At 60.5% G+C, this 23,948-nt stretch carries 24 protein-coding genes; 20 read left to right on the forward strand and 4 right to left on the reverse strand.

Annotation, left to right across the window (positions count from 1 at the left end; genetic code table 11):
* The first annotated feature begins 15 nt into the window (after positions 1-15).
* The 5 genes from BDB13_RS01095 to BDB13_RS01115 all read left to right on the forward strand — a co-directional run bounded on the left by BDB13_RS01095 (position 16) and on the right by BDB13_RS01115 (position 5,487).
* On the forward strand, positions 16-927 hold the full coding sequence (locus tag BDB13_RS01095; protein ID WP_094270023.1) for a PaaI family thioesterase: 912 nt from the start codon (positions 16-18) through the stop codon (positions 925-927).
* 76 nt (positions 928-1,003) lie between these two features.
* A complete protein-coding gene (locus BDB13_RS01100) occupies positions 1,004-1,936 on the forward strand; it encodes an intradiol ring-cleavage dioxygenase (protein ID WP_094270024.1) in 933 nt (310 codons plus the stop codon).
* 124 nt (positions 1,937-2,060) lie between these two features.
* Entirely contained in the window at positions 2,061-2,534 is a 474-nt protein-coding gene (locus tag BDB13_RS01105; protein ID WP_254922658.1) for a hypothetical protein, read from the forward strand.
* Positions 2,535-2,629: 95 nt separating this feature from the next.
* Positions 2,630-3,490 (forward strand): type IV toxin-antitoxin system AbiEi family antitoxin domain-containing protein, encoded by an 861-nt coding sequence (locus BDB13_RS01110; RefSeq protein ID WP_094274582.1) that lies wholly within the window; start codon positions 2,630-2,632, stop codon positions 3,488-3,490.
* A 38-nt stretch (positions 3,491-3,528) separates the two neighbouring features.
* Positions 3,529-5,487 (forward strand): M13 family metallopeptidase, encoded by a 1,959-nt coding sequence (locus BDB13_RS01115; protein WP_094270025.1) that lies wholly within the window; start codon positions 3,529-3,531, stop codon positions 5,485-5,487.
* A gap of 59 nt (positions 5,488-5,546) precedes the next feature.
* Here BDB13_RS01115 and BDB13_RS01120 read toward each other — a convergent pair whose 3' ends face one another.
* Entirely contained in the window at positions 5,547-6,461 is a 915-nt protein-coding gene (locus BDB13_RS01120) for an SDR family oxidoreductase (RefSeq protein WP_094270026.1), read from the reverse strand.
* A 102-nt stretch (positions 6,462-6,563) separates the two neighbouring features.
* Between BDB13_RS01120 and echA20 the strand changes: the two genes are divergently transcribed.
* Genes echA20 through BDB13_RS01140 form a run of 4 tightly spaced genes read left to right on the forward strand, consistent with a single transcriptional unit; the run spans position 6,564 to position 10,050 of the window.
* Positions 6,564-7,340 (forward strand): (7aS)-7a-methyl-1,5-dioxo-2,3,5,6,7,7a-hexahydro-1H-indene-carboxyl-CoA hydrolase, encoded by a 777-nt coding sequence (echA20, locus tag BDB13_RS01125; protein WP_094270027.1) that lies wholly within the window; start codon positions 6,564-6,566, stop codon positions 7,338-7,340.
* Between the two features lie 6 nt (positions 7,341-7,346).
* Complete coding sequence (ipdA, locus tag BDB13_RS01130; RefSeq protein ID WP_094270028.1) at positions 7,347-8,240, forward strand: cholesterol ring-cleaving hydrolase subunit IpdA; 894 nt, start codon at positions 7,347-7,349, stop codon at positions 8,238-8,240.
* Complete coding sequence (locus BDB13_RS01135) at positions 8,237-8,992, forward strand: CoA-transferase subunit beta (RefSeq protein WP_094270029.1); 756 nt, start codon at positions 8,237-8,239, stop codon at positions 8,990-8,992. Before ipdA ends, BDB13_RS01135 begins: the two co-directional genes overlap by 4 nt.
* Entirely contained in the window at positions 8,989-10,050 is a 1,062-nt protein-coding gene (locus tag BDB13_RS01140; RefSeq protein ID WP_094270030.1) for an NAD(P)H-dependent flavin oxidoreductase, read from the forward strand. The genes BDB13_RS01135 and BDB13_RS01140 overlap by 4 nt, the downstream gene beginning before the upstream one ends.
* Positions 10,051-10,130: 80 nt before the next feature.
* Here the strand turns inward: BDB13_RS01140 and BDB13_RS01145 are convergent, their stop codons facing one another.
* Complete coding sequence (locus tag BDB13_RS01145) at positions 10,131-11,549, reverse strand: MFS transporter (RefSeq protein WP_094270031.1); 1,419 nt, start codon at positions 11,547-11,549, stop codon at positions 10,131-10,133.
* A 290-nt stretch (positions 11,550-11,839) separates the two neighbouring features.
* On the opposite strand from BDB13_RS01145, the gene BDB13_RS01150 reads away from it, so the two are divergent.
* Positions 11,840-12,046, forward strand: coding sequence for a heavy-metal-associated domain-containing protein (locus BDB13_RS01150; protein ID WP_094270032.1), 207 nt, complete (start codon positions 11,840-11,842; stop codon positions 12,044-12,046).
* Between the two features lie 169 nt (positions 12,047-12,215).
* On the opposite strand, the gene BDB13_RS01155 is transcribed toward BDB13_RS01150, so the two are convergent.
* Entirely contained in the window at positions 12,216-13,490 is a 1,275-nt protein-coding gene (locus BDB13_RS01155; RefSeq protein ID WP_094270033.1) for a TetR/AcrR family transcriptional regulator, read from the reverse strand.
* A gap of 297 nt (positions 13,491-13,787) precedes the next feature.
* Here BDB13_RS01155 and BDB13_RS01160 point away from each other — a divergent pair, with 297 nt between their 5' ends.
* The 10 genes from BDB13_RS01160 to BDB13_RS01205 are packed head-to-tail and all read left to right on the forward strand — an operon-like array spanning position 13,788 to position 23,512.
* Positions 13,788-14,597 (forward strand): MlaE family ABC transporter permease, encoded by an 810-nt coding sequence (locus BDB13_RS01160; protein WP_094270034.1) that lies wholly within the window; start codon positions 13,788-13,790, stop codon positions 14,595-14,597.
* Positions 14,597-15,454 carry an MlaE family ABC transporter permease gene (locus BDB13_RS01165; RefSeq protein WP_094270035.1) on the forward strand — a complete coding sequence of 286 codons (858 nt, stop codon included), beginning with the start codon at positions 14,597-14,599 and terminating at the stop codon, positions 15,452-15,454. The genes BDB13_RS01160 and BDB13_RS01165 overlap by 1 nt, the downstream gene beginning before the upstream one ends.
* Before the next feature lie 4 nt (positions 15,455-15,458).
* The gene (locus tag BDB13_RS01170; protein WP_094270036.1) at positions 15,459-16,685 is read left to right on the forward strand and encodes an MCE family protein; all 1,227 of its coding nucleotides are present in this window, start codon (positions 15,459-15,461) and stop codon (positions 16,683-16,685) included.
* Positions 16,682-17,701 (forward strand): MCE family protein, encoded by a 1,020-nt coding sequence (locus tag BDB13_RS01175; protein ID WP_094270037.1) that lies wholly within the window; start codon positions 16,682-16,684, stop codon positions 17,699-17,701. The genes BDB13_RS01170 and BDB13_RS01175 overlap by 4 nt, the downstream gene beginning before the upstream one ends.
* Positions 17,698-18,714 (forward strand): MCE family protein, encoded by a 1,017-nt coding sequence (locus BDB13_RS01180; protein ID WP_094270038.1) that lies wholly within the window; start codon positions 17,698-17,700, stop codon positions 18,712-18,714. The genes BDB13_RS01175 and BDB13_RS01180 overlap by 4 nt, the downstream gene beginning before the upstream one ends.
* Positions 18,711-19,787 carry an MCE family protein gene (locus tag BDB13_RS01185; protein WP_094270039.1) on the forward strand — a complete coding sequence of 359 codons (1,077 nt, stop codon included), beginning with the start codon at positions 18,711-18,713 and terminating at the stop codon, positions 19,785-19,787. The genes BDB13_RS01180 and BDB13_RS01185 overlap by 4 nt, the downstream gene beginning before the upstream one ends.
* 20 nt (positions 19,788-19,807) lie before the next feature.
* Positions 19,808-20,854, forward strand: a complete 1,047-nt coding sequence (locus tag BDB13_RS01190) for an MCE family protein (protein WP_254922659.1) — start codon at positions 19,808-19,810, stop codon at positions 20,852-20,854.
* Positions 20,851-22,071: an MlaD family protein gene (locus tag BDB13_RS01195; protein ID WP_094270041.1), complete on the forward strand. Its 1,221-nt coding sequence runs from the start codon at positions 20,851-20,853 to the stop codon at positions 22,069-22,071. The genes BDB13_RS01190 and BDB13_RS01195 overlap by 4 nt, the downstream gene beginning before the upstream one ends.
* Positions 22,058-22,585, forward strand: a complete 528-nt coding sequence (locus BDB13_RS01200; RefSeq protein ID WP_094270042.1) for a mce associated protein mas1a — start codon at positions 22,058-22,060, stop codon at positions 22,583-22,585. Before BDB13_RS01195 ends, BDB13_RS01200 begins: the two co-directional genes overlap by 14 nt.
* 21 nt (positions 22,586-22,606) lie before the next feature.
* Positions 22,607-23,512, forward strand: a complete 906-nt coding sequence (locus BDB13_RS01205; RefSeq protein ID WP_094270043.1) for an oxygenase MpaB family protein — start codon at positions 22,607-22,609, stop codon at positions 23,510-23,512.
* A gap of 14 nt (positions 23,513-23,526) precedes the next feature.
* Here the strand turns inward: BDB13_RS01205 and BDB13_RS01210 are convergent, their stop codons facing one another.
* On the reverse strand, positions 23,527-23,841 hold the full coding sequence (locus BDB13_RS01210) for a BldC family transcriptional regulator (protein ID WP_441347169.1): 315 nt from the start codon (positions 23,839-23,841) through the stop codon (positions 23,527-23,529).
* Positions 23,842-23,948 lie beyond the last annotated feature (107 nt).

Below are 23,948 nucleotides of genomic sequence, written 5' to 3' on the forward strand. Positions count from 1 at the left end.
GGTAATACTCGAGGCATGAGCATCGACTACTCCGCCGCGCCCGTCAAGAAGCTTGATCCCCTCAACACTCTGATGGACATTCGCGCGGTCGCGGTAGCGCCCGGCAGTCTCACCTTCGCCCAGGAAACCGGCGAACGCTTTCAGGATCACCGTGGCCGCACCGTGCTCGGATCCATCGGCGTCATGCTCGACGGAGTCACCGGCGGAGCCGTGTATTCCGGCCTCACCTCCGATCATCAGTCGGTGCTCGCACAGATCACCGTCAGCACTGCTGCCGATTTCCCGCGGGCCGGAAGTATCGGAGCCGTAGGCACACTCGTACATCTCGACGACGGTGTCGGACTGGCGTCCGGCGAACTACGCGACGGCAACAACACCCTCCTCGCCGTGATGGCCGGCCGCGCCATGATCGTCACGCGGCCACCCGTCGTGAAGATCGACGACTACATGGAAGCCCAGCCCTTCGAGGTACCGATCCCGGAGGGTGTCAGCGACCTGACCGGACGCAGTGGATCCGACATCGTCGAGGGAATCCTCGCCGGAACAATCAAGCGTGGACCCCTCGCAGGACTCCTCGACCTCACCGTGGTCGAGGTGACACCCGGGTCCGTCATCGGCGAAGTTTCGCCGGTCGAGTGGATGGCGAACCCCCTCGGCGCAGTACAGGGCGGCGTGCTCATCTCGGTCGTCGACGCCATCACCGGCCTCGCCGCCCAGACGCTGACCAGCACCGAACAGGACTACCGCGTTCTCGACCACAAAATCGACTTCCTGCGCTCCCCCAGCATCGACGGGCCGGTGATGCGCGCCGAAGCCGACGTGATCCGCGCCGGTCGCAGACTTGCCCTCATCGAATCGCGCATCGTCGACAACACGGGCCAGGTCTACGTCCGCGCTACCTCCAGCATTCAGATGCTCTCCCAGTAAGTTCACAGCGAGTAACCAGCTTCACGCCAGGCCGCCCGGCCACCATTGAGCCAACAGCCACAATGGAGGTAGACGCGTGAACAAAGACATCGAAGCCAGTCGGCACCGAGTGAGCCGCCGGCGGGCCCTGGCGCTCGGCGGAACCATCAGCTTGGGCGGACTCATCGCCGCCTGCGGCGGCAACAGTGGCACCACCACGTCGACCACTGCGGTGGCATCGACGACAACCACCACCGCCACCTCGGGTGACGCTGTCACAGCCCTGCTCGCCAAGGCACCCCAGTGCGTCATGAGTAAAGAAGAAACTCAGGGCCCCTACTGGTTCGACGTCGATTCCATCCGCAGTGACATCCGCGAAGACCGCCCCGGCACCACCCTGCAGGTCGCCATGCGTGTGCAGGACAACAGCCAGTGCAACGTCGACGGCAGTATCGGTGCCGTCAGCAATGCGGTTGTCGAAATCTGGCATTGCGACGCCGGCGGCGTCTATTCCGGCTTCGAATCCGGATCGCTGAGCGCAAACGGCGGCGGCGGAGCGCCTCCAGCGGGTGGGATGGGCGCGCCTCCTTCAGGCGGTGGCATGGGTCAGCCGCCATCAGGAGGAGGTATGGGAGGCTCCGGCGAAACCTCCGACGGCTCCTACAGCGTCGGTGACAGCGAAGCCACCGCCACCGACGACGGCACCTATTTGCGCGGTGCCCAGACCACCGACGCCAACGGCATCGCCCAATTCACTACCATCTTCCCGGGCTGGTACATGGGCCGCACCACGCACATTCACGTCAAGGTGCACATCGACAAGAAGACCGTGCTCACCTCACAGACGTTTTTCGACGAGTCCCTCCTCAACGAGGTGTATGCCACCAGTCCGTACAGCGAACACACCGGCCGCGAGAAGAACACCACGAACGCCAGTGACGGCATCTTCGACCAGACCGGGATCATGACCGTCGAAAAGCAGTCCGACGGTACCTACCTCGCAGTCATCAACCTGGGCATCGATACCTGATCTGATTGTGAAGGATTTCGTTCGCTGAGCGAGTGAAATCCTTCACAATCAGAGGGCTTCGCAAAATTAGACCAACTGGTCCGATAATGTTCGCTAGTCAAGTTTGCGAGCATTGGGAGAATTAGTGAAGAAGAAGTTTGTCGGGGCACTGCTGTGCGCCACATCGGCTGTCGGTTTGGCACTCGCGGGTGGCGGTGTCGCCAACGCAGGCACCTACATTCCCGGCGGCACCGATGGTGTCTACCGTGTCGGAGGTGGGGAAGGCCAGATGTTGCCCGGCCTGTGGAGCACTTCCGGTGGCCGGACCTGCTACTGGGAGCGAACGGGATCCGGTCGCAGCATCATCGAAAACAGCTTCGGCGACGGCGCCCAAACAATCCAAGTGATGTGGGGCGACACAAGCTTCACCTCCAACCGCTGTGGAGCTTGGGAGCGTCACGCGCCGGTTCCCAATCCGATCCCGGGACTTCCGCCGATCGAGGCTGTTGACTACCAGAACATGATGTCTCTACTCGTTCCGCTCGGCGTTGGGTCAGCGGCCGTAGGTTCATCGATGGGTTCATCGTTGCTCCCCGCGCTCGTCTACTCCGGAAGCTGACCCGATTGTGAAGGATTTCGTTCGCTGAGCGAGCGAAATCCTTCACGATCAGCGCACCCGGGGAACCTCCAGCGCTGTGCCGCGTCCAAGTGGACATGAGCACGAACAAAATCATGGCCGCCCAGGACGGCGTCATCACCCGCGAGCAGGCAATAACCGCTGGACTCAGTCCCTCGGCAGTCTCGAGACGCCTCCTCTCCGGCGAATGGACGGCACTCCGGGCCGGGATCTACTTGCGCGAGGATCGCGAACGAACACCCGAGGTCGAGCTCCGCAGCGCCGTGTACAGCAGTGGCGGTTGCGCGCACGGTCCCTCCGCGGCCTGGTGGCACGGACTACTCGACAAGCCTCCGCGCCAGCACTCGGTGACTGTGCCGCTGTCCCGGTCCGTTACCTGTGCCGGCGTCCGGGTGCGCCGACGCGATCTCGACCGGCGAGACATCGACAACCGCCGCTCTCTCCTCGTCACCAGCCTGCCGCTGTCTGTGCTGGAAGCAGCGGTTTCCATCGAACGCGGAGCGGAGCTGATGGACCGCGCCCTGCAGCGCCACACCTCGCTCCCGGCACTCCAAGCAGCGCACCGACGCAACCTCGGCCGCACGGGAAGCTCCGCCGCGGCCCGATTGCTGAAGGCCGCCGGTGACGGCGGTGAATCCGAAGCGGAACGGATCCTGCACCGACTTTTGCGGCTTCACCGGATTTCGGGGTGGACTCCCCAGTACCGCAGCTGCGGCTACGTCATCGACGTGGCATTTGTCGCTCACGGTCTGGCAATCGAGGTTGACGGCTGGGCCTGGCACGGCAACGTGGATCGGTTCAACTCCGACGCGCACCGCCAGAACATTTTGGTAAACGCGGGCTGGCATGTTCTGCGCTTCACGTGGCACCAGTTGACGCTCACCCCGGAGGTAGTGGTGACTCAGATCGCGCAAGCCCTGAACGGATCACCGCGGTGAGACTGAGCGGAATGTGATGATCGTGTAAGGATGGAGAAATGACCACGGCTCATCGCTCAGGCATCGACCTCACCCACCTCGACAGCGACACCCGCGCGCAAGACGATCTGTTCGTCCATGTAAACGGGAAATGGCTCGCCGAATACGAGATTCCGGCGGACCGCGCCGTCGACGGCGCCTTCCGCACGCTGTACGACAAGGCTGAGGAAGACGTTCAGACCATCATCACGGAGGCCTCGCAGTCTTCACCGGAGGCCGGAACCGATGCGCAGCGCATCGGCGACCTGTACTCCAGTTTCATGGATGCCGACGCGATCGAAGCTGCCGGTCTCGCCCCGATCGACGATGAACTGGACGCCATCGCGGACGCTCCGGATCGCTCGTCCCTCGCTACGGTGATCGGACGCCATCAGAGGACCGGTGTGGGCGGGGCTATCTCTCACTACGTCGACACCGATGCCAAGAACTCCGAGCGCTATCTCATTCACTTCAGTCAGGCGGGCATCAGCCTGCCGGATGAGTCGTACTACCGCGAAGACAACTACGCCGAGATCCGCGAAAAGTTTGTCGCGCATGTCGAGAAGATGTTCAACCTTGCCGGCCTCGGATACGAAGCGCAGCGTGTGTTCGATCTCGAGAAGAAGATCGCGGGGGGGCACTGGGATGTGGTGAAGCGTCGTGACGCCGAGCTGAGTTACAACTTGATGGGCTTCGAGGAACTGACCGAGCAGAATCCCGGATTGGATTGGGCTGCTTGGCTGTCCGGACTGGGAACGACTTCCGAGAAGTTCGCGGAGATCGTTGTTCGCCAGCCCGATTTCCTGCACAACTTCACGGCACTGTGGGCGTCGGAGGAACTCGACGACTGGAAGGCCTGGGCTGCCTGGAAAGTCATCCATTCACGCGCCCCGTACTTGCATTCGTCACTGGTGGATGAGAACTTCGCGTTCTACGGCACCACGCTCTCCGGTACCGAAGAGAACCGTGAGCGTTGGAAGCGCGGAGTCGGCATGGTCCAGGACTTGCTCGGCGAGGCCGTCGGCAAGATCTACGTGGAGCGCCACTTCCCGGCCGAAGCCAAAGTTCGGATGCTGGAGTTGGTCGGCAATCTCCAGGAAGCCTACCGCCGCAACATCTCCGACCTCGAGTGGATGAGCCCCGATACCCGCAAGGCCGCACTGGCCAAGCTCGACAAGTTCACTCCCAAGATCGGCTACCCCGACAAGTGGCGCGACTACTCCGGCCTGGAGATTTCAGCGACCGACGTCGTCGGAAACTACCGCGCCGGATACGCCGCGGAATACGATCGCGACCTCGCCAAGTTGGGTGGTCCCGTCGACCGCGACGAGTGGTTCATGACCCCCCAGACGGTCAACGCGTACTACAACCCGGGAATGAACGAAATCGTTTTCCCCGCAGCGATTTTGCAGCCCCCGTTCTTCGACGCAGCCGCTGACGACGCCGCCAACTACGGCGGAATCGGTGCGGTCATCGGCCACGAGATCGGGCACGGTTTCGATGACCAGGGCGCCAAGTACGACGGCGACGGCAACATGGTCGACTGGTGGACCGACGATGATCGCACCGAATTCGGCAAGCGCACAAAGGCTTTGATCGAGCAGTACAACGAGTTCGAGCCCAAGGAACTGCCGGGCCACACCGTCAACGGCGAGTTCACGATCGGTGAGAACATCGGCGATCTGGGTGGGCTCTCCATTGCAATCGCGGCGTACAAGATTGCAACCGAAGGCACCGAACCGCCCGTCATCGACGGCCTCACCGGTTTGCAGCGCGTGTTCTTCGGGTGGGCTCAGGTGTGGCGGACAAAGGCTCGTGAAGCCGAGGCTTTGCGTCGGCTCGCCGTCGATCCGCATTCACCGCCGGAATTCCGCTGCAACGGCGTAGTCCGCAACCTCGACATCTTCCACGAGGAGTTCGACGTCAAGCCGGGCGATGCACTGTATTTGGAGCCGGAAAAGCGCGTAAAGATCTGGTGACCCAATTCTGAAGGATTTCGTTCGCTGAGCGAGCGAAATCCTTCAGAATCAGTGGGTATTTACGCTCCGTACACCGGCGTCGGGGTCTCGGCCTTCTCCAGCAGCGAAGCGATGACGGGTCCGATTTCCTTCGGATCCCAGCGATCGCCCTTGTCTTCGCTCGGTCCGTGACGCCATCCTTCGGCGACGGTGATCTTTCCGCCCTCGATCTCGAAGACGCGACCCGTGACGTCCTTGGACTCGGCGCTACTGAGCCACACGACGAGCGGTGAGACGTTCTCGGGAGCCATGGCGTCGAAGCCCTCTTCCGGAGCTGCCATTGCCTCGGCCATTGCGCCGCCGGCACCGACCGTCATGCGGGTGCGCGCCGAGGGTGCGATCGCGTTGACGCTGACGCCGTAGTTCTTGAACTCGGCTGCTGCCTGGATGGTCATCTCGGCGATGCCGGCCTTGGCGGCGGCGTAGTTGCCCTGGCCGATGGAGCCCTGCAGGCCTGCGCCCGAGCTGGTGTTGATGATGCGTGCGTCGATGACGTTGCCGGCCTTGGCCTGGGCGCGCCAGTAAGCAGCAGCGTGGCGCAGGGGCGCGAAGTGGCCCTTGAGGTGCACGCGGGTGACGGCGTCCCATTCGGCTTCGCTCATGCCGACGAGCATGCGGTCACGCAGGAAGCCTGCGTTGTTGACCAGCACGTCGAGGCGACCGAAGTTGTCGATGGCGGTCTTGATGAGGTTCTCGGCGCCGGCCCAGTCTGCGACGTCGTCGCCGTTGACGACAGCTTCGCCGCCGGCTGCGATGATCTCGGCAACTACCTGCTCGGCGGGGCTTTCACCGGTTGCGGAGCCGTCGGCACCGGCACCGATGTCGTTGACCACTACCTTGGCGCCCTCGGCAGCAAATGCCAGTGCGTGTGCGCGTCCGATACCACGGCCTGCCCCGGTGATGATGACTACGCGTCCGTCGACCAATCCACTCATTTTTATCTCCTATTGCACTCTGCTCGGGCTTGTCGGCTCCGCTTGTGTGCTAACTTACCAAGCAATCGCTTGGTTTGGTACACAGACGTAAGGAAACCCGATATGGGCATCAGCACCTCCTCCGACGGAACCGGCATCACCACGGTCACCATCGACTACGCGCCGGTCAACGCAATCCCCTCGCAGGGATGGTTCGACCTGGCCGACGCGATCCTCGACGCGGGCAAGGACCTCAACACCCACGTCGTGATCCTGCGTGCCGAAGGCCGCGGATTCAACGCCGGCGTCGACATCAAGGAGATGCAGGCCACCGACGGTTACGACGCACTTGTTGCCGCCAACCGCGGTTGCGCTGCTGCATTTGCCGCGGTCTACGACTGCGCTGTTCCGGTCGTCGTGGCAGTCAACGGCTTCTGCGTCGGCGGCGGCATCGGCCTGGTCGGCAACGCTGACGTCATCGTCGCTTCCGACGACGCGATCTTCTCTCTCCCCGAGGTCGACCGCGGCGCACTCGGCGCAGCCACCCACCTCGCTCGCCTGGTACCGCAGCACATGATGCGCGCGCTGTACTACACGGCTCAGAGCGTCGACGCCCACACACTCAAGCAGTTCGGCTCGGTCTACGACGTGGTCCCGCGCGAGAAGCTCGACGACTGTGCCCGCGAGATCGCAGCCAAGATCGCTGCCAAGGACACGCGCATCATCCGTTGCGCCAAGGAAGCCATCAACGGCATCGACCCCGTCGACGTCAAGAGCAGCTACCGCCTCGAGCAGGGCTACACCTTCGAGCTCAACCTGCTCGGTGTATCCGACGAGCATCGCGACGAGTTCGTCGCAACCGGCAAGCCGCGTGAGAACGCAACCCAGAAGGAAGGCTGAGACATCATGGCTAGCAAGCGTGACAAGACAATGTCGCTCGACGAGGTTGTCGGCGAGCTCCGTAGTGGAATGACAATCGGATTGGGCGGCTGGGGATCTCGCCGTAAGCCGATGGCTTTCGTGCGCGCAATCCTGCGTTCGGACATCAAGGACCTGACCGTCGTCACGTACGGCGGACCGGACCTCGGCCTGCTGTGCTCAGCCGGCAAGGTCAAGAAGGCGTACTACGGCTTCGTGTCCCTGGACTCCGCTCCGTTCTACGATCCGTGGTTCGCCAAGGCTCGCACCAATGGTGAGATCGAATCCCGCGAAATGGACGAGGGCATGGTTAAGTGCGGCCTCGAAGCCGCCGCTGCCCGTCTCCCCTTCCTGCCGATCCGTGCAGGTCTGGGATCCGACGTCCGCAATTTCTGGGGCGACGAGCTCAAGACTGTCACCTCCCCGTACCCCGAGGCCGACGGCCGCTCCGAGACGCTGATCGCGATGCCCGCGCTCAACCTCGACGCATCGTTCGTTCACCTCAACCTCGGCGACAAGCACGGCAATGCCGCCTACAACGGCGTCGACCCGTACTTCGACGACCTGTACTGCATGGCAGCAGAGAAGCGTTACGTCTCCGTCGAGAAGATCGTCGAGACCGAGGAACTGGTCAAAACCGTTCCGCTGCAGAACCTTCTGCTCAACCGCATGATGGTCGACGGCGTCGTCGAGGCACCCAACGGTGCTCACTTCACGCTGGCCGGCGAAAGCTACGGCCGCGACGAGAAGTTCCAGCGCCACTACGCCGAGGCAGCCAAGACCCCCGAGTCGTGGCAGGCATTTGTCGATACCTTCCTCTCCGGCAGCGAAGAGGACTACCAGGCAGCAGTGAAGAAGTTCGCAGAGGAGCAGGCGTCATGAGTGAATCAACCGTCACCCGCGCAGAGTACGTCGTCATCGCATGCGCCGAAATCTTTTCCGGTGCAGGCGAAATCATGGCCAGCCCGATGTCGACGTCGTCGACCATCGGTGCTCGCCTGGCTCGGTTGACCACCGAACCTGACCTTCTGATCACCGACGGTGAAGCCCTCATTTTCGAGGACACCCCGGGCGTCGGAGCGAAGGGCCCGATCGAAGGATGGATGCCTTTCCGCAAGGTGTTCGACGTGGTTGCTTCCGGTCGTCGCCACGTTGTCATGGGCGCCAACCAGCTCGATCGCCACGGCAACCAGAACCTCTCCGCTTTCGGCCCGCTTCAGCAGCCGTCGCGTCAGATGTTCGGTGTGCGCGGCGCTCCGGGTAACACGATCAACCACGCCACCAGCTACTTCGTCCCCAAGCACTCCAAGCGAGTGTTCGTGGACAAGGTCGACGTGGTGTGCGGTGTCGGCTACGACCAGATCGATCCCGAGAACCCGGCATACAAGTACCTCAACATCCCCCGCGTTGTCACCAACCTGGGCGTCTTCGACTTCGGCGGACCGGGAAACACGTTCCGCGCGTTGACCCTTCACCCCGGCGTCACGGCTGAAGAGGTTGCCGAGAACACGTCGTTCGAGGTTGCCGGACTCGCCGAGGCCGGCGTCACCCGTGAGCCCACCGTCGAGGAAATTCACCTCATTCGCGAGACCCTCGATCCGCGTAACCTGCGTGACCGTGAGGTCTCGGCATGACCCCCAAGATCAAGACTGCCCTGACCGAACTGGTCGGCGTCGACTACCCGATCGTGCAGACGGGCATGGGCTGGGTTTCCGGTCCCGCCCTCACCTCGGCGACGGCTAACGCCGGCGGTCTCGGCATCCTCGCTTCGGCAACGATGACGTACGACGAGCTCGAGAACGCAATCAAGAAGACGAAGGTTCTCACGGACAAGCCGTTCGGCGTCAACATGCGCGCCGACGCCACGGACGCAAAAGAGCGCATCGACCTTCTGATCCGCGAAGGCGTCAAGGTTGCATCATTTGCCTTGGCTCCCAAGAAGGATCTGATTTCCAGGCTCAAGGACAACGGCATTGTCGTCGTTCCCTCGATCGGTGCTGCGAAGCATGCGGTCAAGGTCGCTTCCTGGGGCGCGGACGCTGTCGTCGTCCAGGGCGGCGAAGGTGGCGGTCACACCGGCGGTGTGGCAACCACTCTGCTGCTCCCCTCGGTTCTCGACGCCGTTGACATCCCGGTTATCGCCGGTGGTGGCTTCTTCGACGGTCGCGGACTCGCTGCGGCACTCGCGTACGGCGCTGCCGGCGTCGCAATGGGCACTCGCTTCCTGCTCACCAGCGATTCCTCGGTACCGGATTCCGTCAAGCAGGAATACCTCAAGCGCGGTCTGACGGATACAACCGTCTCGCGCAAGGTCGACGGCATGCCGCACCGCGTGCTCAACACCGAACTGGTGAACAGCCTCGAAGGTTCCAGCTACGCACGTGGCCTGGTCGCTGCAGGCAAGAACGCCATGAAGTTCAAGGCGATGACCGGCATGAAGTGGTCGACCCTCGCTAAGGACGGCCTCGCAATGAAGCGTTCCGGCGACCGCACCGTCATGCAGATCATCATGGCTGCCAACACTCCGATGTTGCTCAAAGCCGGTCTGGTGGAAGGCAATACCGAAGCCGGCGTGCTCGCTTCGGGCCAGGTTGTCGGCATGATCAACGACCTGCCCAGCTGCAAGGAACTGATCGAAAGCATCATGGAAGATGCAGCCAAGCGTATCGACGCGCTTACTGCACTTCGCTGATCGATTCTTTTGGAAACACTGAGTGCGCTTCTCCTACTGGAGAGGCGCACTCAGTGCGTTGACGGCTCAGCCCTCGTGCGTCAAGCAGTGACGACTGGTTGTTCCACTACCTTCCTCGTCCGCATCGATACCGCAGTGATACCGGCGCCGACCACTGCGATGACAGCCGCACCGAGGAAGACTGCAGAGAACCCGTTGGTCAACTCTGTAAGGTCACCGAGCTGATCAGCGCCGAACACCGCTGCGATCGCCGTCATCACGGCCAGTCCGACGGCCGAGCCAACCTGGTAGCTCACATTGACTATGCCGGACGCCAATCCGCCCTCTTCCGGGCGCGCCGCCGAAATCGCCGTTCCCAGTGAGGGAATGAACGCCAGCGTCATGCCCGCTGCTGCCACGAGCGACGCCGGCAGCACATCAACCCAGAAGTTGCCGGTCGGCCGGATCAACGACATCCACCCCAAACCGATTCCGAGTACCAGCAAACCTGCCACGATCATTGTCTTGGCACCGAACCGTTGCATGGCCCGGGGCGCGACAACGATCATGCCGAGCATGACAAATATTGTCATCGGCAGGAGTGCCGCACCGGCAGGGAAGGCACTGTATCCGAGCACTTGCTGCAGGTACAGGTTCAGGAAGAACCACATCGGAATCCAGGCTGCACCGAGGACCAGCTGCGCGATGTTTGCGGCGGCAAGGTTGGGGGCCTTGAAGATTCCGAGCCGTACCAGTGGTTCCCGACGCTTGGACTGAATCAACACAAACGACGCCAGCAGCGCCGCTGCGACGGCGAGCGTAAGCCACGTCTGCGTGGATCCCCAGCCGACGTCCGGTGCTCGAACTATGCCGAAGACTCCGATTGCGAGGCCTGCAGTGACCGCAATGGCGCCGAGGAAGTCGATCGATCCTGTGCGCGCCGGTGCGTTCGGCATCAGGAAGGGAGTGGCGATCAATGCGATGATCGCGATGGGGATGTTGAGATAGAAAACCCAAGGCCAGCTGGCGCATTCGGTGATAACGCCGCCGAGGAACACGCCAGCGGTACCGCCGGCCGGGGCTGCGGCACCATAGATGGACAGTGCTTTGGTCATCTCTTTTTGCGTGCTGCCGAACAGCATCATCAGCAAGGTGAGTGCCGACGGCGCGATCAGTGCAGCGCCGGCCCCTTGGACTGCGCGGCCGGCAAGTTCAACGGCGACATTACCGGCGGCACCGGCAACGACGGAACCGGCCAGCAAAACTATCCAACCGGTGGAGAACACCCGGCGTGCGCCGAACAAATCGGAAAGGCGCCCACCGAGCAGGAGCAGCCCACCGAATGCGATGACGTAAGCATTGAACACCCACGTCAGGTTCTCTTGGGAGAAGCCGAGATCGCTCTGCATTTGAGGAAGAGCGACACCGATGATGGAGGTGTCCATGATGACCATGAACTGAGCGGCGGCGATCAACGCCAACGCCCACCACTTTCTCGTGGATTGTGCCGGTGTGGACATGTTGTCTGTTCCTTACCTGTACGGGGTAGAGGTCATGCGAGATGATCGGTGGCGACTACGTAGTGCGGCCACTCCGTCACACGTCCTGATGGACGCGAAATATCTTGCTATAAAGCAGGTTTCATATCTCATTGACCGGCGCCCGCCATGCGTGGACATCCGGTCTCCCCTGCCGGGGCCAGGGCGATTTCGCTCCTTCATTGGATACCATAGGGGGGTATGGTACAAATTGCAATGCGTTCGACACTTCGTACGCAACCCGACACTCGCAACTACGAAATGAGAACTCCATGAGCACCTCAACCGTCACCGTCTCCGGAATGACCTGCGGCCCCTGCGCCGCCTCGGTCCGAAAAGCTGTCGGCGGTATCGCCGGCGTCATCTCCGTCGACGTCGATCTGGCCAGCGGCCGGGTCACCATCGACAGCAGCGACCCCATCGATGCGAACTCGATCAAAGATGCAGTCGAAGGAGCCGGTTTCCAGATGACGGTCTAACTACCCACGCCGACAACGCTTCTCGGCCGATCCCTGAAGATCGGCCGAGAACCCTCGAAGTAAGAAAGTGAAGGGCAGCATGCCATCGATAGCCAGACGCACCTGGGCGATAGCGATGCATCCTACTGTTCGCGCAGCAGTGCTCTGCGCGGCTAGGTGCGCGCTAATATCACTGCAGGACAACGGAAGGCGAATGGAATCCGAAGAGAACGGCCGTCATCAGTTGTTGAACCTTACCCATGCCCTCAGGTTCGGGACCGAACCCGAGAATTCGTCCCACATCCGGGACTACGTTCAGAGCCGCATGAACAACGAATTCGGCTTCCACCATTGATAATTCGGATCTGACTTCACACAACAAGCCCGCCCACTGAGCGACGTACAGCTTTTGCCGGTTCCGCAGATCACTACGGTGGGCGGGCAACAAATTGTTCATCTCCGAGAAGTAGACAGACATCAAATCATGCTGCGCGAACGAGAGATTCACGTACATCGAGGACAGTGCGTCGAGAACTTCTCCAGCCGACTGCACGGAAGCCAGCACTGCTGCCGTCGCCAGGTCCAGGCGGTCGGCTGCCCGGTAGAACACCGCGGCCAGGAGGTCGGCTTTGCTGGGAAAAAATCGATACATTCCCGACGCATTGAACCCGGCTGCGACAGCAATATCTTCGATACTGACGTCGTGATATCCCCGAGAATTGAAGAGCCTCACAGCTTCCTGCATGAGGAGTTCCCGCTTATTGGTTGTCGGCAGCTGTGGTGATGACAACAGATCCGGCAGTCCCACTGCCGAACCGAGAATGACACGATCGATCGAGAGACACGAATCGAGAAGGATCTTCTCGATTCCTCGCTGAGACAGTGCCCGATTGTGCGCTGTAATACTGCCGATTGCACTGAACATGGCCGCAACCACAATCTTCTTGTCCTGCAGAGTAATACCAACCTCGGTAGCCGAAAGATGCGCCCCGACCCGGCGGTTGGCCTCCCTCGTCTGATCGCGGATGACAGCTCGATCGTCGGCGCCCAGGTACCGGCTTTCCCACCGATAGATTCCAGCGGTGCGCCGATTCCGAATCGTCGCTCTGATCACGGCCAACAGATCGGCTCGCAACCGATCGTGATCGGTTGCAATCGGGCTGACCTCCACTGAATCGAGAGCAACGTTCAGCGACTCGGCTAGTGCCAGCGCCGAATGCAAAAACAGCGCGTACTTGTTCGGGAAGTGTCGATACAGGGCGGAACCTGAGATCCCGACTGACGACGCGATATCGTCCACGCTCACTGCGTGATACCCACGCTCGCTGAACGCGATGGCAGCAGCTGCCGCAATATGTTCGCGACGATCCTTCGGCCGCCTCCGGACTACCGCCTGCTGAGGTTGAGCACTGACGCCCACGGGCGACGAGATCGATGACACGCCCTGGTCCACCGTCTGCCCCATTCTCCGATGCGTAACCGCCTGTGAGAATCAGCCTAAGCATAAATGGGAATCAGCGCACAGGTTTTCCACCAGCTCACATCACTTGCGCGTTATTTTCGCAGATAGACAGCGCTCTGAACGACTGTCGGCCCAAGGTTCGTTGAACACGCTGTTCGTCAGAAATCAGAATTTCCGTTCACATAATGCTTGCCGCATACATATATGTGTGAGATGCTTCACTCGCAGTTAGCTCCACCGACATCTTCCGGACAGCTCATGCCTACGCTGAACAACGTTGACCTGCAAAGGAATCCATAGATGACGTACGAGCTCCCCGCGTCGAAAGGCCCGGTCAAGGACGTCGCGTTACAGGGTGGCTACCTGATCGGATTCTCGGTTCAGGCACTGTTCGGCTTGTTCACTGCCATTGCACGCCGGCGACTCTCGGTGCACGAGACAATCACTCAGACATTGTTCATCGGCCGAGTCAGCACCGGTCCGTCATTGCTCCTGATGATCCCGATCGGCGTCTTCATTGCCGTATCGGTCGGCGAACTCGCCGGTCGGATCGGCGCCGGCGGATACTCCGGCGCCGTTGTCGCATTCATCATCGTCGGTCAGGCAGCCGCCCTGGTCTGTGCGTTGATGATGGCCGGCGTTGCGGGTTCCGCAATCTGCACAGACCTCGGTTCCCGGAAGATCCGCGAAGAAATCGATGCAATGGAAGTAATGGGCATCGACGTGGTCGAGCGCCTGGTGGCACCCCGATTGGTTGCTGCAGTGATCGTTTCCCTCGCATTGTGTTCGATGGTGACATTCGGCGGCGTAATCGCCTGCTACCTCTACCATATTTACGTCCAGCACCTACCGGCCGGCACATTCATGGCCACGTTCAGTCAGTACGGACGGTTGTCCGACTTCCTCATGGCTCTCGTCAAGGCCTCGATCTTCGGTCTGACATCGACGTTGGTCGCTACGTTCAAGGGTCTGCACGCCAAGGGTGGGCCCCGCGGGGTGGCCGACGCGGTCAATGAGGCAGTTGTCATGGCATTTGCGCTGGTCTTCATCGCCAATACAGTGTTGTCCGCGCTCTACACGGTCATTGTTCCGGCTGTGGGTGAATTCTGATGTCCCTCGTCGATTTTCGGATTCGTGCACACCGAGCTGCCCGACCGATCCGCAATATCGGCGACAATCTCGTTTCGCTCGGTCAACATGTCACGTTCTACGTGCGGACTATCGCCTCAATTCCTTTTGCCCTCACCAAATACCGCAAGCACGTACTCGGTCAGATCAGCGAGGTCAGCTTCGGCACCAATTCGCTGCTGTCCGGCGGCGGCACCATCGGAATTGTCTTCGCCATGTCCCTGGCCGCGGCCATGATGCTCGGCGTCGAGACCCACCGCGGACTCGAACTTGTCGGAATGACATCGCTGTCGGGAATGCTGTCGGCAGTTGCCAATACCCGCGAGTTGGCGCCGGTCGTCGTCGCAATTGCCCTGGCCGCCAAGGTCGGAACCGGATTCACCGCACAAATCGGTGCCATGCGTATTTCGGACGAGATCGACGCACTGGATTCCATGGCCATCCGATCCATTCCCTTCCTTGCCGGCACCCGCGTGATTGCCGCGATGATCTGCGTCATCCCGATCTACATGATCGGACTGTTGGCGAGCTACCTCTCCACCCGGTTGGTGGTGGTCTTCTTCAACGGCGCATCCGCCGGCACCTACGACTACTTCTTCCATCTCGCGATCTCTCCGCAGGATCTCCTGTATTCGGGGCTGAAGGCAATTGTGTTCGCTGCCGTTGTCGCCCTGGTTCACTGCGCCTACGGGTTCTACGCCTCCGGCGGACCGGCGGGAGTCGGACAAGCAGCCGGCCGTGCACTCCGTACCGCAATCCTTGCGATCGGAATACTGGACGTACTGATGACTTTCGGCCTCTGGGGGCTCGTTCCCGAAATACCGGGAATGGGGGTCTGACGGCATGGACAATCTCACGACCAGAAACAAGCGCGTCTACGCGCTCCGTGGCGCGCTCGCAATCGCTATCGCAATCGCTGCGTCCGTCACCATGGTTCTACGCGGCTCCGGCACCCTCGAGCAGACCACCGACGTCTTTGTCGCCGTTCCCTCGACTGCCGGACTGATCAGCGGCGAAGCACCCGTGAGATATCACGGGGTAAACATCGGCAGGATCGGTGAAATACAGTCCGGTACAACTGAATCAGCAGTACAGTTGCAGATCGATGAAGCAAACGCATCGGAGATCCCTGCCGACGTCATTGCACGGGTGGTCCCCCGGACGTTTTTCGGAGACATCTACATCCAGTTGGTCGACAGCCCGAACCCTTCCGGGACTGCAACGCTGACAAGTGGTGACCAGATACTCCTGGACAGTGGCCCCGAAGCTGTTGCGCTGTACGACGTGTACACCAAGCTGGTCGGACTACTCACTGCGATGCAACCCGAGAAGCTGCACACTGCCCTCACTGCACTCAGCCAAGCACTGGACGGCAAGGGCGAGAAGATCGCCGCGATGATCGACGATCTCAGTGCGGCATCAGTTGTTCTGACGCCCGCCGCGCAACAATTCCTCGATTCGACACCGGAATTCAAGTCCGTCGTCGATGCGCTGAATCGCGCCACGCCCGACATCCTCGATACCTTGGCGTCGGCAACGTCGGTTTCGAATGCCATGGTGGCAAACAAGACCAGCCTCGAAACATCTATCGGTGCGTCGACGGTTTTCGCCGCAACGGTCAACAACTTCGTGGCGGAGAACAACCGAAACATCATCACGGTAATAGACAGTGCCGGAAAGATTCTCGCGACGACGGCAGCCAATCCTGACGGCCTCCGTTCCACTCTCGCCAATGCCGGAACCTTCGGCGCCGCCGGTGCCCGCGTCTTCTCGACCGGAAAGTTCAACATCACCGCCGTTCCCACGTTCGCGGATCCACTGCCCTACACCGCCGAAGATTGCCCGCAGTACGGAAATGAGCGGGGCGCACAATGTTTCGGCTCCAACCAGGAAGCTTCCCTTGCGTCGGCCAATCCCTCCGTGGTCGGCGGCCGCGACGAAGCATCCGCGCTCGGTTACCTCGAGGATCAACTTCTCGGCCGAACACCCGGTCCGTCGACCTCCCCCAATGTGGCCACCACGTTGATGCTCGGGCCCCTGGTCAGAGGTAGTGAGGTGACCGTCCCGTGAAAGTCCAACCTTCCCAGGTGGTTCGCCTGGCCGTCTATTGCACTGCCGGGCTTGCCTGCGCCTCGTTCGTCGCGAATACTCTGTCAGTTCCGGTTCGGGGAAGCACCGAAACCTATAAGTTCGAGTTCTCCGATGTCGAGGGCCTCAACCCGGGAAATCCCGTCACACTGTCCGGAGTAAGAATCGGGCGCGTCGACGCCGTGGAATTTGCCGCCAACGGCGGGGGAACCAGCAAGGCCATAGTCGACGTCGAAATCGAATCGCAGTACTCCCTGGCAGCGGACGTCCATGCCGCCGTTCGCTACGGAGACATGCTCGGTGCCCGCTACCTGGCACTGACCCAGAACCCCGGAACCGGTTCGAGCGTTGAGCCCGGCGGAACCATCCCACTCTCTCAAACCACACCGCCTATCAATCTGACGGCGTTGATGAACGGATTCAAACCGTTGTTCGCTGCACTGGAACCCAACCAGGTCAATAGTCTGACACGCAGTTTCGTGGAAACGTTCAACGGGCAGGGCGAAGCGCTGACGACACTGCTCGATCAGATCGCTTCCCTCAGTTCCGGACTGACGGAACGCAAGGATGTGTTCGCTCAATTACTCACGAATATGAACACACTGCTGGCTTCCGTCGACAACCGGCAACCCGAGTTGATCGGTCTCCTTGACGGATTGAGCCAACTCAGCACATCTGTTGTCGGCGAAAACGATCAACTTGCGACGCTCCTCGATCAGGGAAACAGCACAGTTGCATCGCTGGCCCAGATCATCTCCAACACCAACGACACGTTCGGTACATCAGTCCATCAGCTCGAAAGTGTCACGGCCAGTTGGATAGCCAGTACCGACGAGTTCAACCGACTGGTGGCCAATCTCCCCAAGTTCGCCGATGCTGCCAATCGCATCGGCAGTTACGGAAGCTTCGTCAACCTGTACCTGTGCAACTTCACCGTGAAAGCAGGAGACGTGGAAGCCAACATCTTCGGGACAACACATTCGCCGGTGTGCTCATGATGTTCCTGGCGAAAGGCGACCGTCGACGCAGCGGGAACAGCACAGCGTTAGCGCTGGGCAGCCTCGGCATCTTCCTACTTGTCGTAGGACTCGCTGCTGCGCTGGGCCTTCCGAAGGTCTGGTACCACGTCCGCACATCCGCATTCACTGCAGAATTTGCCAACGCCAGCGGGCTCTCGGACACCGATCCCGTCTACGTGGCCGGTGTACCCGCTGGGCGTGTCGATTCGATCGAGCTCGCGGGTGACCATGTTGTTGTCAGCTTCCGCCTGGACAAGGACCAGCCGCTAGGCAATCAGACCACCGCGTCGGTCCGGCTCAAAACAGTTCTGGGCAAGCGATACCTCGATATAGTTCCGGCCGGTGCCATCGACACCTCTGACGGACACGTCATCCCCCGCTCACGAACCACGGCCCCCTACAGCCTCGATGACGTCAGCAGCGATGCCACCGATGTAGCAGCAAACGTCGATCTGAAGTCGATGGAATCGATGATGAACACTCTTGCACAGGTGATTCCGACCGATCCTGAGCAGGTCGGTAGGGCCCTCGCCGGAATAAGCGGCGCATCCGCCGCCTTCGCGCAGAACGGCGAGCAGATCGACCAGATCCTCACGATGTCCCGCAACCTGTCGGACATGGCTGTGCAACAGAGCGATTCGATCGTCAACACCGCCGCCGGTGCACAAACAATCATCCGCACGCTCACCGTCCGCAAGGACGCACTGACACAACTGGTGGACAACCTCACGGTGATCATCTCCACACTCTCGACCACGTTTGCCGATCGCGGAGAAGAATTCGGCGTCATGACGGACAACCTCGTCCAGGTCACCGCAACACTGAAGGACAACGCAGATCAGATCGACTTACTGATGACGCGTCTGCCGTCTGCACTGCGCTCGGTTACCAATGCAACCGGCACCGGCAACTGGACTGACGTCAATGCGCCGGCAGCGGTCATCCCCGACAACTTGCTCTGCGCATTGGGCATCATGGAGGGCTGCAAGTGAATACGCACAAGGCTGTCACTGCGTTCCTCGTGGTGACTCTCGCGATTGCTCTCCCCGGCTGGTACATCTTCGGACGCACCGATCAGTCCAAGACCGTCTATGCCGACTTCAGCTACGTCGGCGGCATTTTCGAGGGCAGCAAGGTCACTGTCTTGGGTGTCGGAGTGGGAACGGTTACTTCGCTGGAACCTCGTGGAACGTCGGTTCGAGTTGCCATGTCCATGCCGAAATCCGTCGAACTGCCGTCGAATGCTTCTGCCTACGTGCTCAATCCGTCGGTGATCAGCGACCGTCATGTCGAACTCGGCCCGGCCTATACCGGGGGCGCCACGTTGGAGGACGGCGCGATCATTCCGATCGAGCGCGCTCATGCCCCCATCGATTTCGACGGACTGATGGGCAGCGTCAGCACTTTGGCAAGTGTATTCGGCTCCGATGCCGGCAATCTCGGAGAACTGGTCGCAAGCAGTGCGACCGGATGGAAAGGCCAAGGCGATCAATTCAACACCGCGATCCGCAATCTGAGTACCGCCAGCGGAGTTGTCGGCGCCCGGTCCGAAGACATCGGAGCACTCGTCGACAACCTGAACTCGTTGATGGGAGCGTTGGATTCACGGCAAGTCAGTCTCGATGAACTGGTGAGCGGTCTCGGGGAGTTGGGCGATCAGTGGTCGAGCCAGAACATGGACATCTCCGAGCCGCTTCAGGATCTGCAGGTCGTATTCGATCAGCTGAATACCTTCATGACCAACCACGGCGACGACGTCGGCTCCATCGCGGACAATGTTCGGATCCTTGGTGACACCTTGGCCACCAAACAACCCGGCCTCGCCGAGTTCATGGACCTTGTGCCATTGATGATGCAGAATCTCTCGAACACCATCGGCCCCGACGGGCGCGGACGAATTCGTCTCAACGTCTCGACGGCCCTCACCCAGTTCGCTGTGGCCAAGCCGCTGTGCGAGACGTACAAGCTACCGATTTGCACGGGTGCCGGCTTCACGAATCCGATTTCCTTCCCACTCAGTGCTTCCGACCCGTTGGGCATCGCTTCGGCCGTTGGTGGCAAGTGATGAAACCTACGGTTCGATGGGTGGCCGGTGTAGTCGCCGTTGGTACCGGCGTCGGAGCGATCATGGCATTCGGCGGCTGTAGCGCCGGGATTCAAGACCTTCCGCTGGGACGGTCCGCCGACGGCGCGGCCTACAGCGTGGACGTACAACTCGCAGGTGCCGACGGTCTGGTGCTGGGAGCCGACGTCCGGAGCGGGCAGAAGGTAATCGGACGGGTGTCGGAACTGTCCACCGATGTCGCCGGAGCCCGGGTCACGCTGAGTTTGGATACGGCGACGCAGTTGCCGGACAACGTCGAGGCCGCGGTCGAACTCCCTTCGGCACTGGGCAACCCGTTCATTCGACTTCGAGTGCCGAAGGCGCCTTCGGACGCAAGGTTGAGCGACGGTGAGACTATCCCCGAGTCGCGCACCGAGATTGGACCGCAGGTCGAGAGCGCGCTTGCCACACTCGGCACCGTTATCACCGGCAGCGGTATCGACCAACTCGATACCGTTGTGCGCGAACTGAACATCGCATTCTCGGGCAAGTCAGCCGAAGTGCGTTCGCTCACTGACACTCTCACCTCGTTGACAGCTACCGCAAGTACCCATCAGGACGAGTTCAACGACGCTGTCGACCTCGCTGCACGGGTCTCGTCTCAGATGGCCGGGCAACGCGAGGTTATCGACAATTACTTGGATTCCGTGCCTGAAGTTGTCTCCATACTCGTGGGACAGAAGAACCAGATTTCGAGCCTGTTGAACTCGACCGCGCAGCTTGCCACCAATGCCAATCGGATTCTCGGTTCGTCGCCGCAAGGTCTCGACAGTACGTTGCAGGATGCCGCTACCCTTGTGGGAACACTGGATTCGTTCAACTCCGAAATCGGTACGACACTGGCCAACATGAACGGGATGCTCGAGAATTTCACGCGGGCAGTCCGCGGCGACTATCTGGTTTTTGACGGCGCGCTCGATGTTCCGGGAAGCATCGACAAGCTCCTGACCGGTGGCATCACGGGGCACGATGCAAGCACCGGTCCGGTCGGAACTCTCACTGATCTACTCCAGGGAGGCATCCGATGAAACGCCTCGCTCTCGTCCAACTCGTCTTGTTCGCTCTCACCGCTATGGTGGTGATCCCTTTCGGCATCGTCTATGTGGTGGGCCCGCAGGGTCTCGGCGATCATATTCGACTGTACGCCAGCATGTCCGACGCTTTCGGGCTGACCAAGGGAACCGGCGTCACGTATCGCGGCGTGCAGGTGGGAAAGGTCAGCGCCGTCGCGCTCGATCCGAATTCCCGTTCAGCTCGTATCGAGCTTTCTCTGGGCAGCGACACCGAGATACCCAGCGACAGCATCGCCAAGGTAACGATGGGAAGTGCCGCCGGAATCCAGAACGTCGATATCTATCCTCGGACAGATCACGGACCGTATCTCGAAGACGGCGACGAGATAGCCATGCCGGCGGATCAGCAACCAGTCCAGATGAGTCAGTTGATGCTTCAGGCGTCGGACGTACTCGGGGGCATAGACCCACAGGCGATCAGTGACATCGGAACTGAACTGGGTAAGTCGTTCAACGGACTCGGCCCCAGCCTGCGCACCATGATCGACAACGGTGGAACACTCTCGGCCCAGTTGAACGATCAGTCCACCGAATTGGCAGCGCTACTCTCACGCACCTCCACGCTGGTGGATTCCATGGCCGGGCAATCGGATTCGTTTGTTCGCGGTATGTCAGCTGCCAAGAATTTTACGCAGCAACTCGATTCCAACGCTCCGGTGCTGATCTACCTCGCCGACCACTCACCGGCCGCTCTCACTAGCGCCCAGCAACTCTTCGACAAGTACCACAACACCTTTGGCGCAGTCTTGGCCAACCTCGTTGCCGTGGCCCCGATCATCTCCGACCGAACCGACGCTCTCGAAACCGGACTTGTGACCATTCCGGAAGGCCTCGCCAAACTGGCATCCATCGTCAACGGAGACCGTGCGGACTTTGCGTTGGTCGCGACTCAGGGCCCCGTCTGCAATTACGACACCCCGAGGCGTGAGGTCGGTGATCTCAGCCCCACCAGTCCGAATCTCGCACTGTACTGTCCCCCCGGAAACGATCTGGTCCAACGCGGGGCCCAGAATGCACCGCGGCCCGACAATCTGGGATTGCAGAACTCGACTATCCCCGGCACCCCGATCGGACCGCCGATCGTGCCCGATCCGATCCTGATTCCGACCGGTGTCGACGCCCTGAACTACTGGAGAATGATGTTGGAAGGACTGGGAAATGGCCCCCGTTGATACTGCACAGATCGAGATTGTCGACATCGAGACTGCCGAGAAGCCACGCCGACGGTCCTTCGTCACCGCAGTCCTGGCAATCGCGCTCGTCGGAGCACTAGCGGCCCTGGCGTTTCAGATGTTCTCGGCTCGCACCGAAAGCTCATTGCGAAGCGAAGCCCTGGACACCGCACGTGAGTACTCGATCATCATGTCCTCCTTCGACTATCAGAATCTGGACGCCAACAAGGACAAGATCGCGTCCATGTCCACAGCGGACTTTGCAGGCACCTACAAGACGATGGTGGACTCGCTTCGAGACGTCGTTGCCGGCGGTCAGGGGCAGGCGACCGCAACAGCAACAAATGTCGGTATCGAAAGCGTCGACTCGAATTCGGCAACAGTTCTCGTGTTCGTCGACCAAGAAGCCAAGAACATTGCTACGCCGCAAGGAAACTCACAGAAGTATCGAATGGTCCTCAGTCTCGTCCGCTCGAATGACCAGTGGCTTGTGGACAACGTCGTAACCAAATAGCCCACCGACTCAGGAGGACCGATGCCCGCGAAGTACCTGGATTCGGCACAGACCGAATCATCTCTGTCGACCGATCAGACGCGCATAACCATTACAACGCAACGCAAGCGGTGGACCCGGACCCCCGCAAACATCACCGATGCACTCGACTTCTGGTCCTTCGCAGGCGCTGCTGCCAACGTCGTACAGCAACTCGGATGGCCCGAAGTTGCGTACGGCGTGATGGAGAGCAAAGTCGAGTCGGGTGCTTTGATGGTCCATCCCTGGAAGCGTGCCCGCACCACCACGCAGTATCTCAGTGTTGCCATTCTCGGCACCGAGGCCGAGCGAATCGCTTACCGCAAGGCTGTGGACTCCGTCCATCGTCATGTTCATTCCGACGAAAACAGCGCGGTGCAGTACAACGCATTCAATCGCGAGCTCCAGATGTGGGTCGCCGCTTGCCTGTTCATTGGATTCGAGGACAGCCATCAACTACTGCACGGCAAGATGAGCGAAGAACAGGCCGAAGCCTTCTATCAGTCGGCATCAACGCTGGGGACCACCCTTCAGGTGACCGAAGAGATGTGGCCGGCGACGCGCGCAGATTTCGAGCGGTACTGGAACATCGGCTGCGAACGAGTTGTGATGGACGAGAAGACAAAACAGTTCCTCAACGACCTCATAGACCTGCGCATGATTGCATGGCCTCTACGACTTCCGTTCCGAAATCTACTGCGCTTCCTGACAATCGGATTTCTTCCGCCGATCTATCGCAGTCAACTCCAACTCGACTGGACCGAAGGTGATCGGCGCCGATTCGAGAATCTGTTCATCTTCGTCTCGTTTGCAAACCGGTTCATTCCCAGGTTCATTCGTCACGGTGGCAATACGATGCTGATGCGCGATATTCGTCGTCGGATCAAGGGAAGCAAGAATCTTGTGTAGGCAGCCCAACACGTTCAATCGCGAACTTCAGATGCCGGGGCATCCGTCGCCTCAGGCAGAAGCGCGAGCGCACGAAGAAGGGCATGCACCTCCGCGCTCCGATAGCGACGATGTCCACCGATGGTGGTCGTGAATCGAATCTTTCCGGTCCTCGCCCACCGACCGACAGTCTTGGAGTTGACGTGAAAGAGAACTGCGACTTCTTTCGGGGTGAGAAATTCCTCTTCAATCGGTCGACTGGTTGCGGCCGCTGCTTCCGGCAAGGCCGCATCGACCGTCATCTGTTCAACCCCACTGACGACTTCCCTCACATCGAGATCAATTCGCATGGTTATGACAACTCCTCGCCGCTAAAGCACAGTACTTGGTTGTAATTTTTGGATAATCGAGCAAATCTCAGCGACGGCTCGGCACACGCAAAAGTCGGATTCTGATC

Source organism: Rhodococcus sp. OK302, from assembly GCF_002245895.1.
Classification (GTDB): domain Bacteria; phylum Actinomycetota; class Actinomycetes; order Mycobacteriales; family Mycobacteriaceae; genus Rhodococcus_F.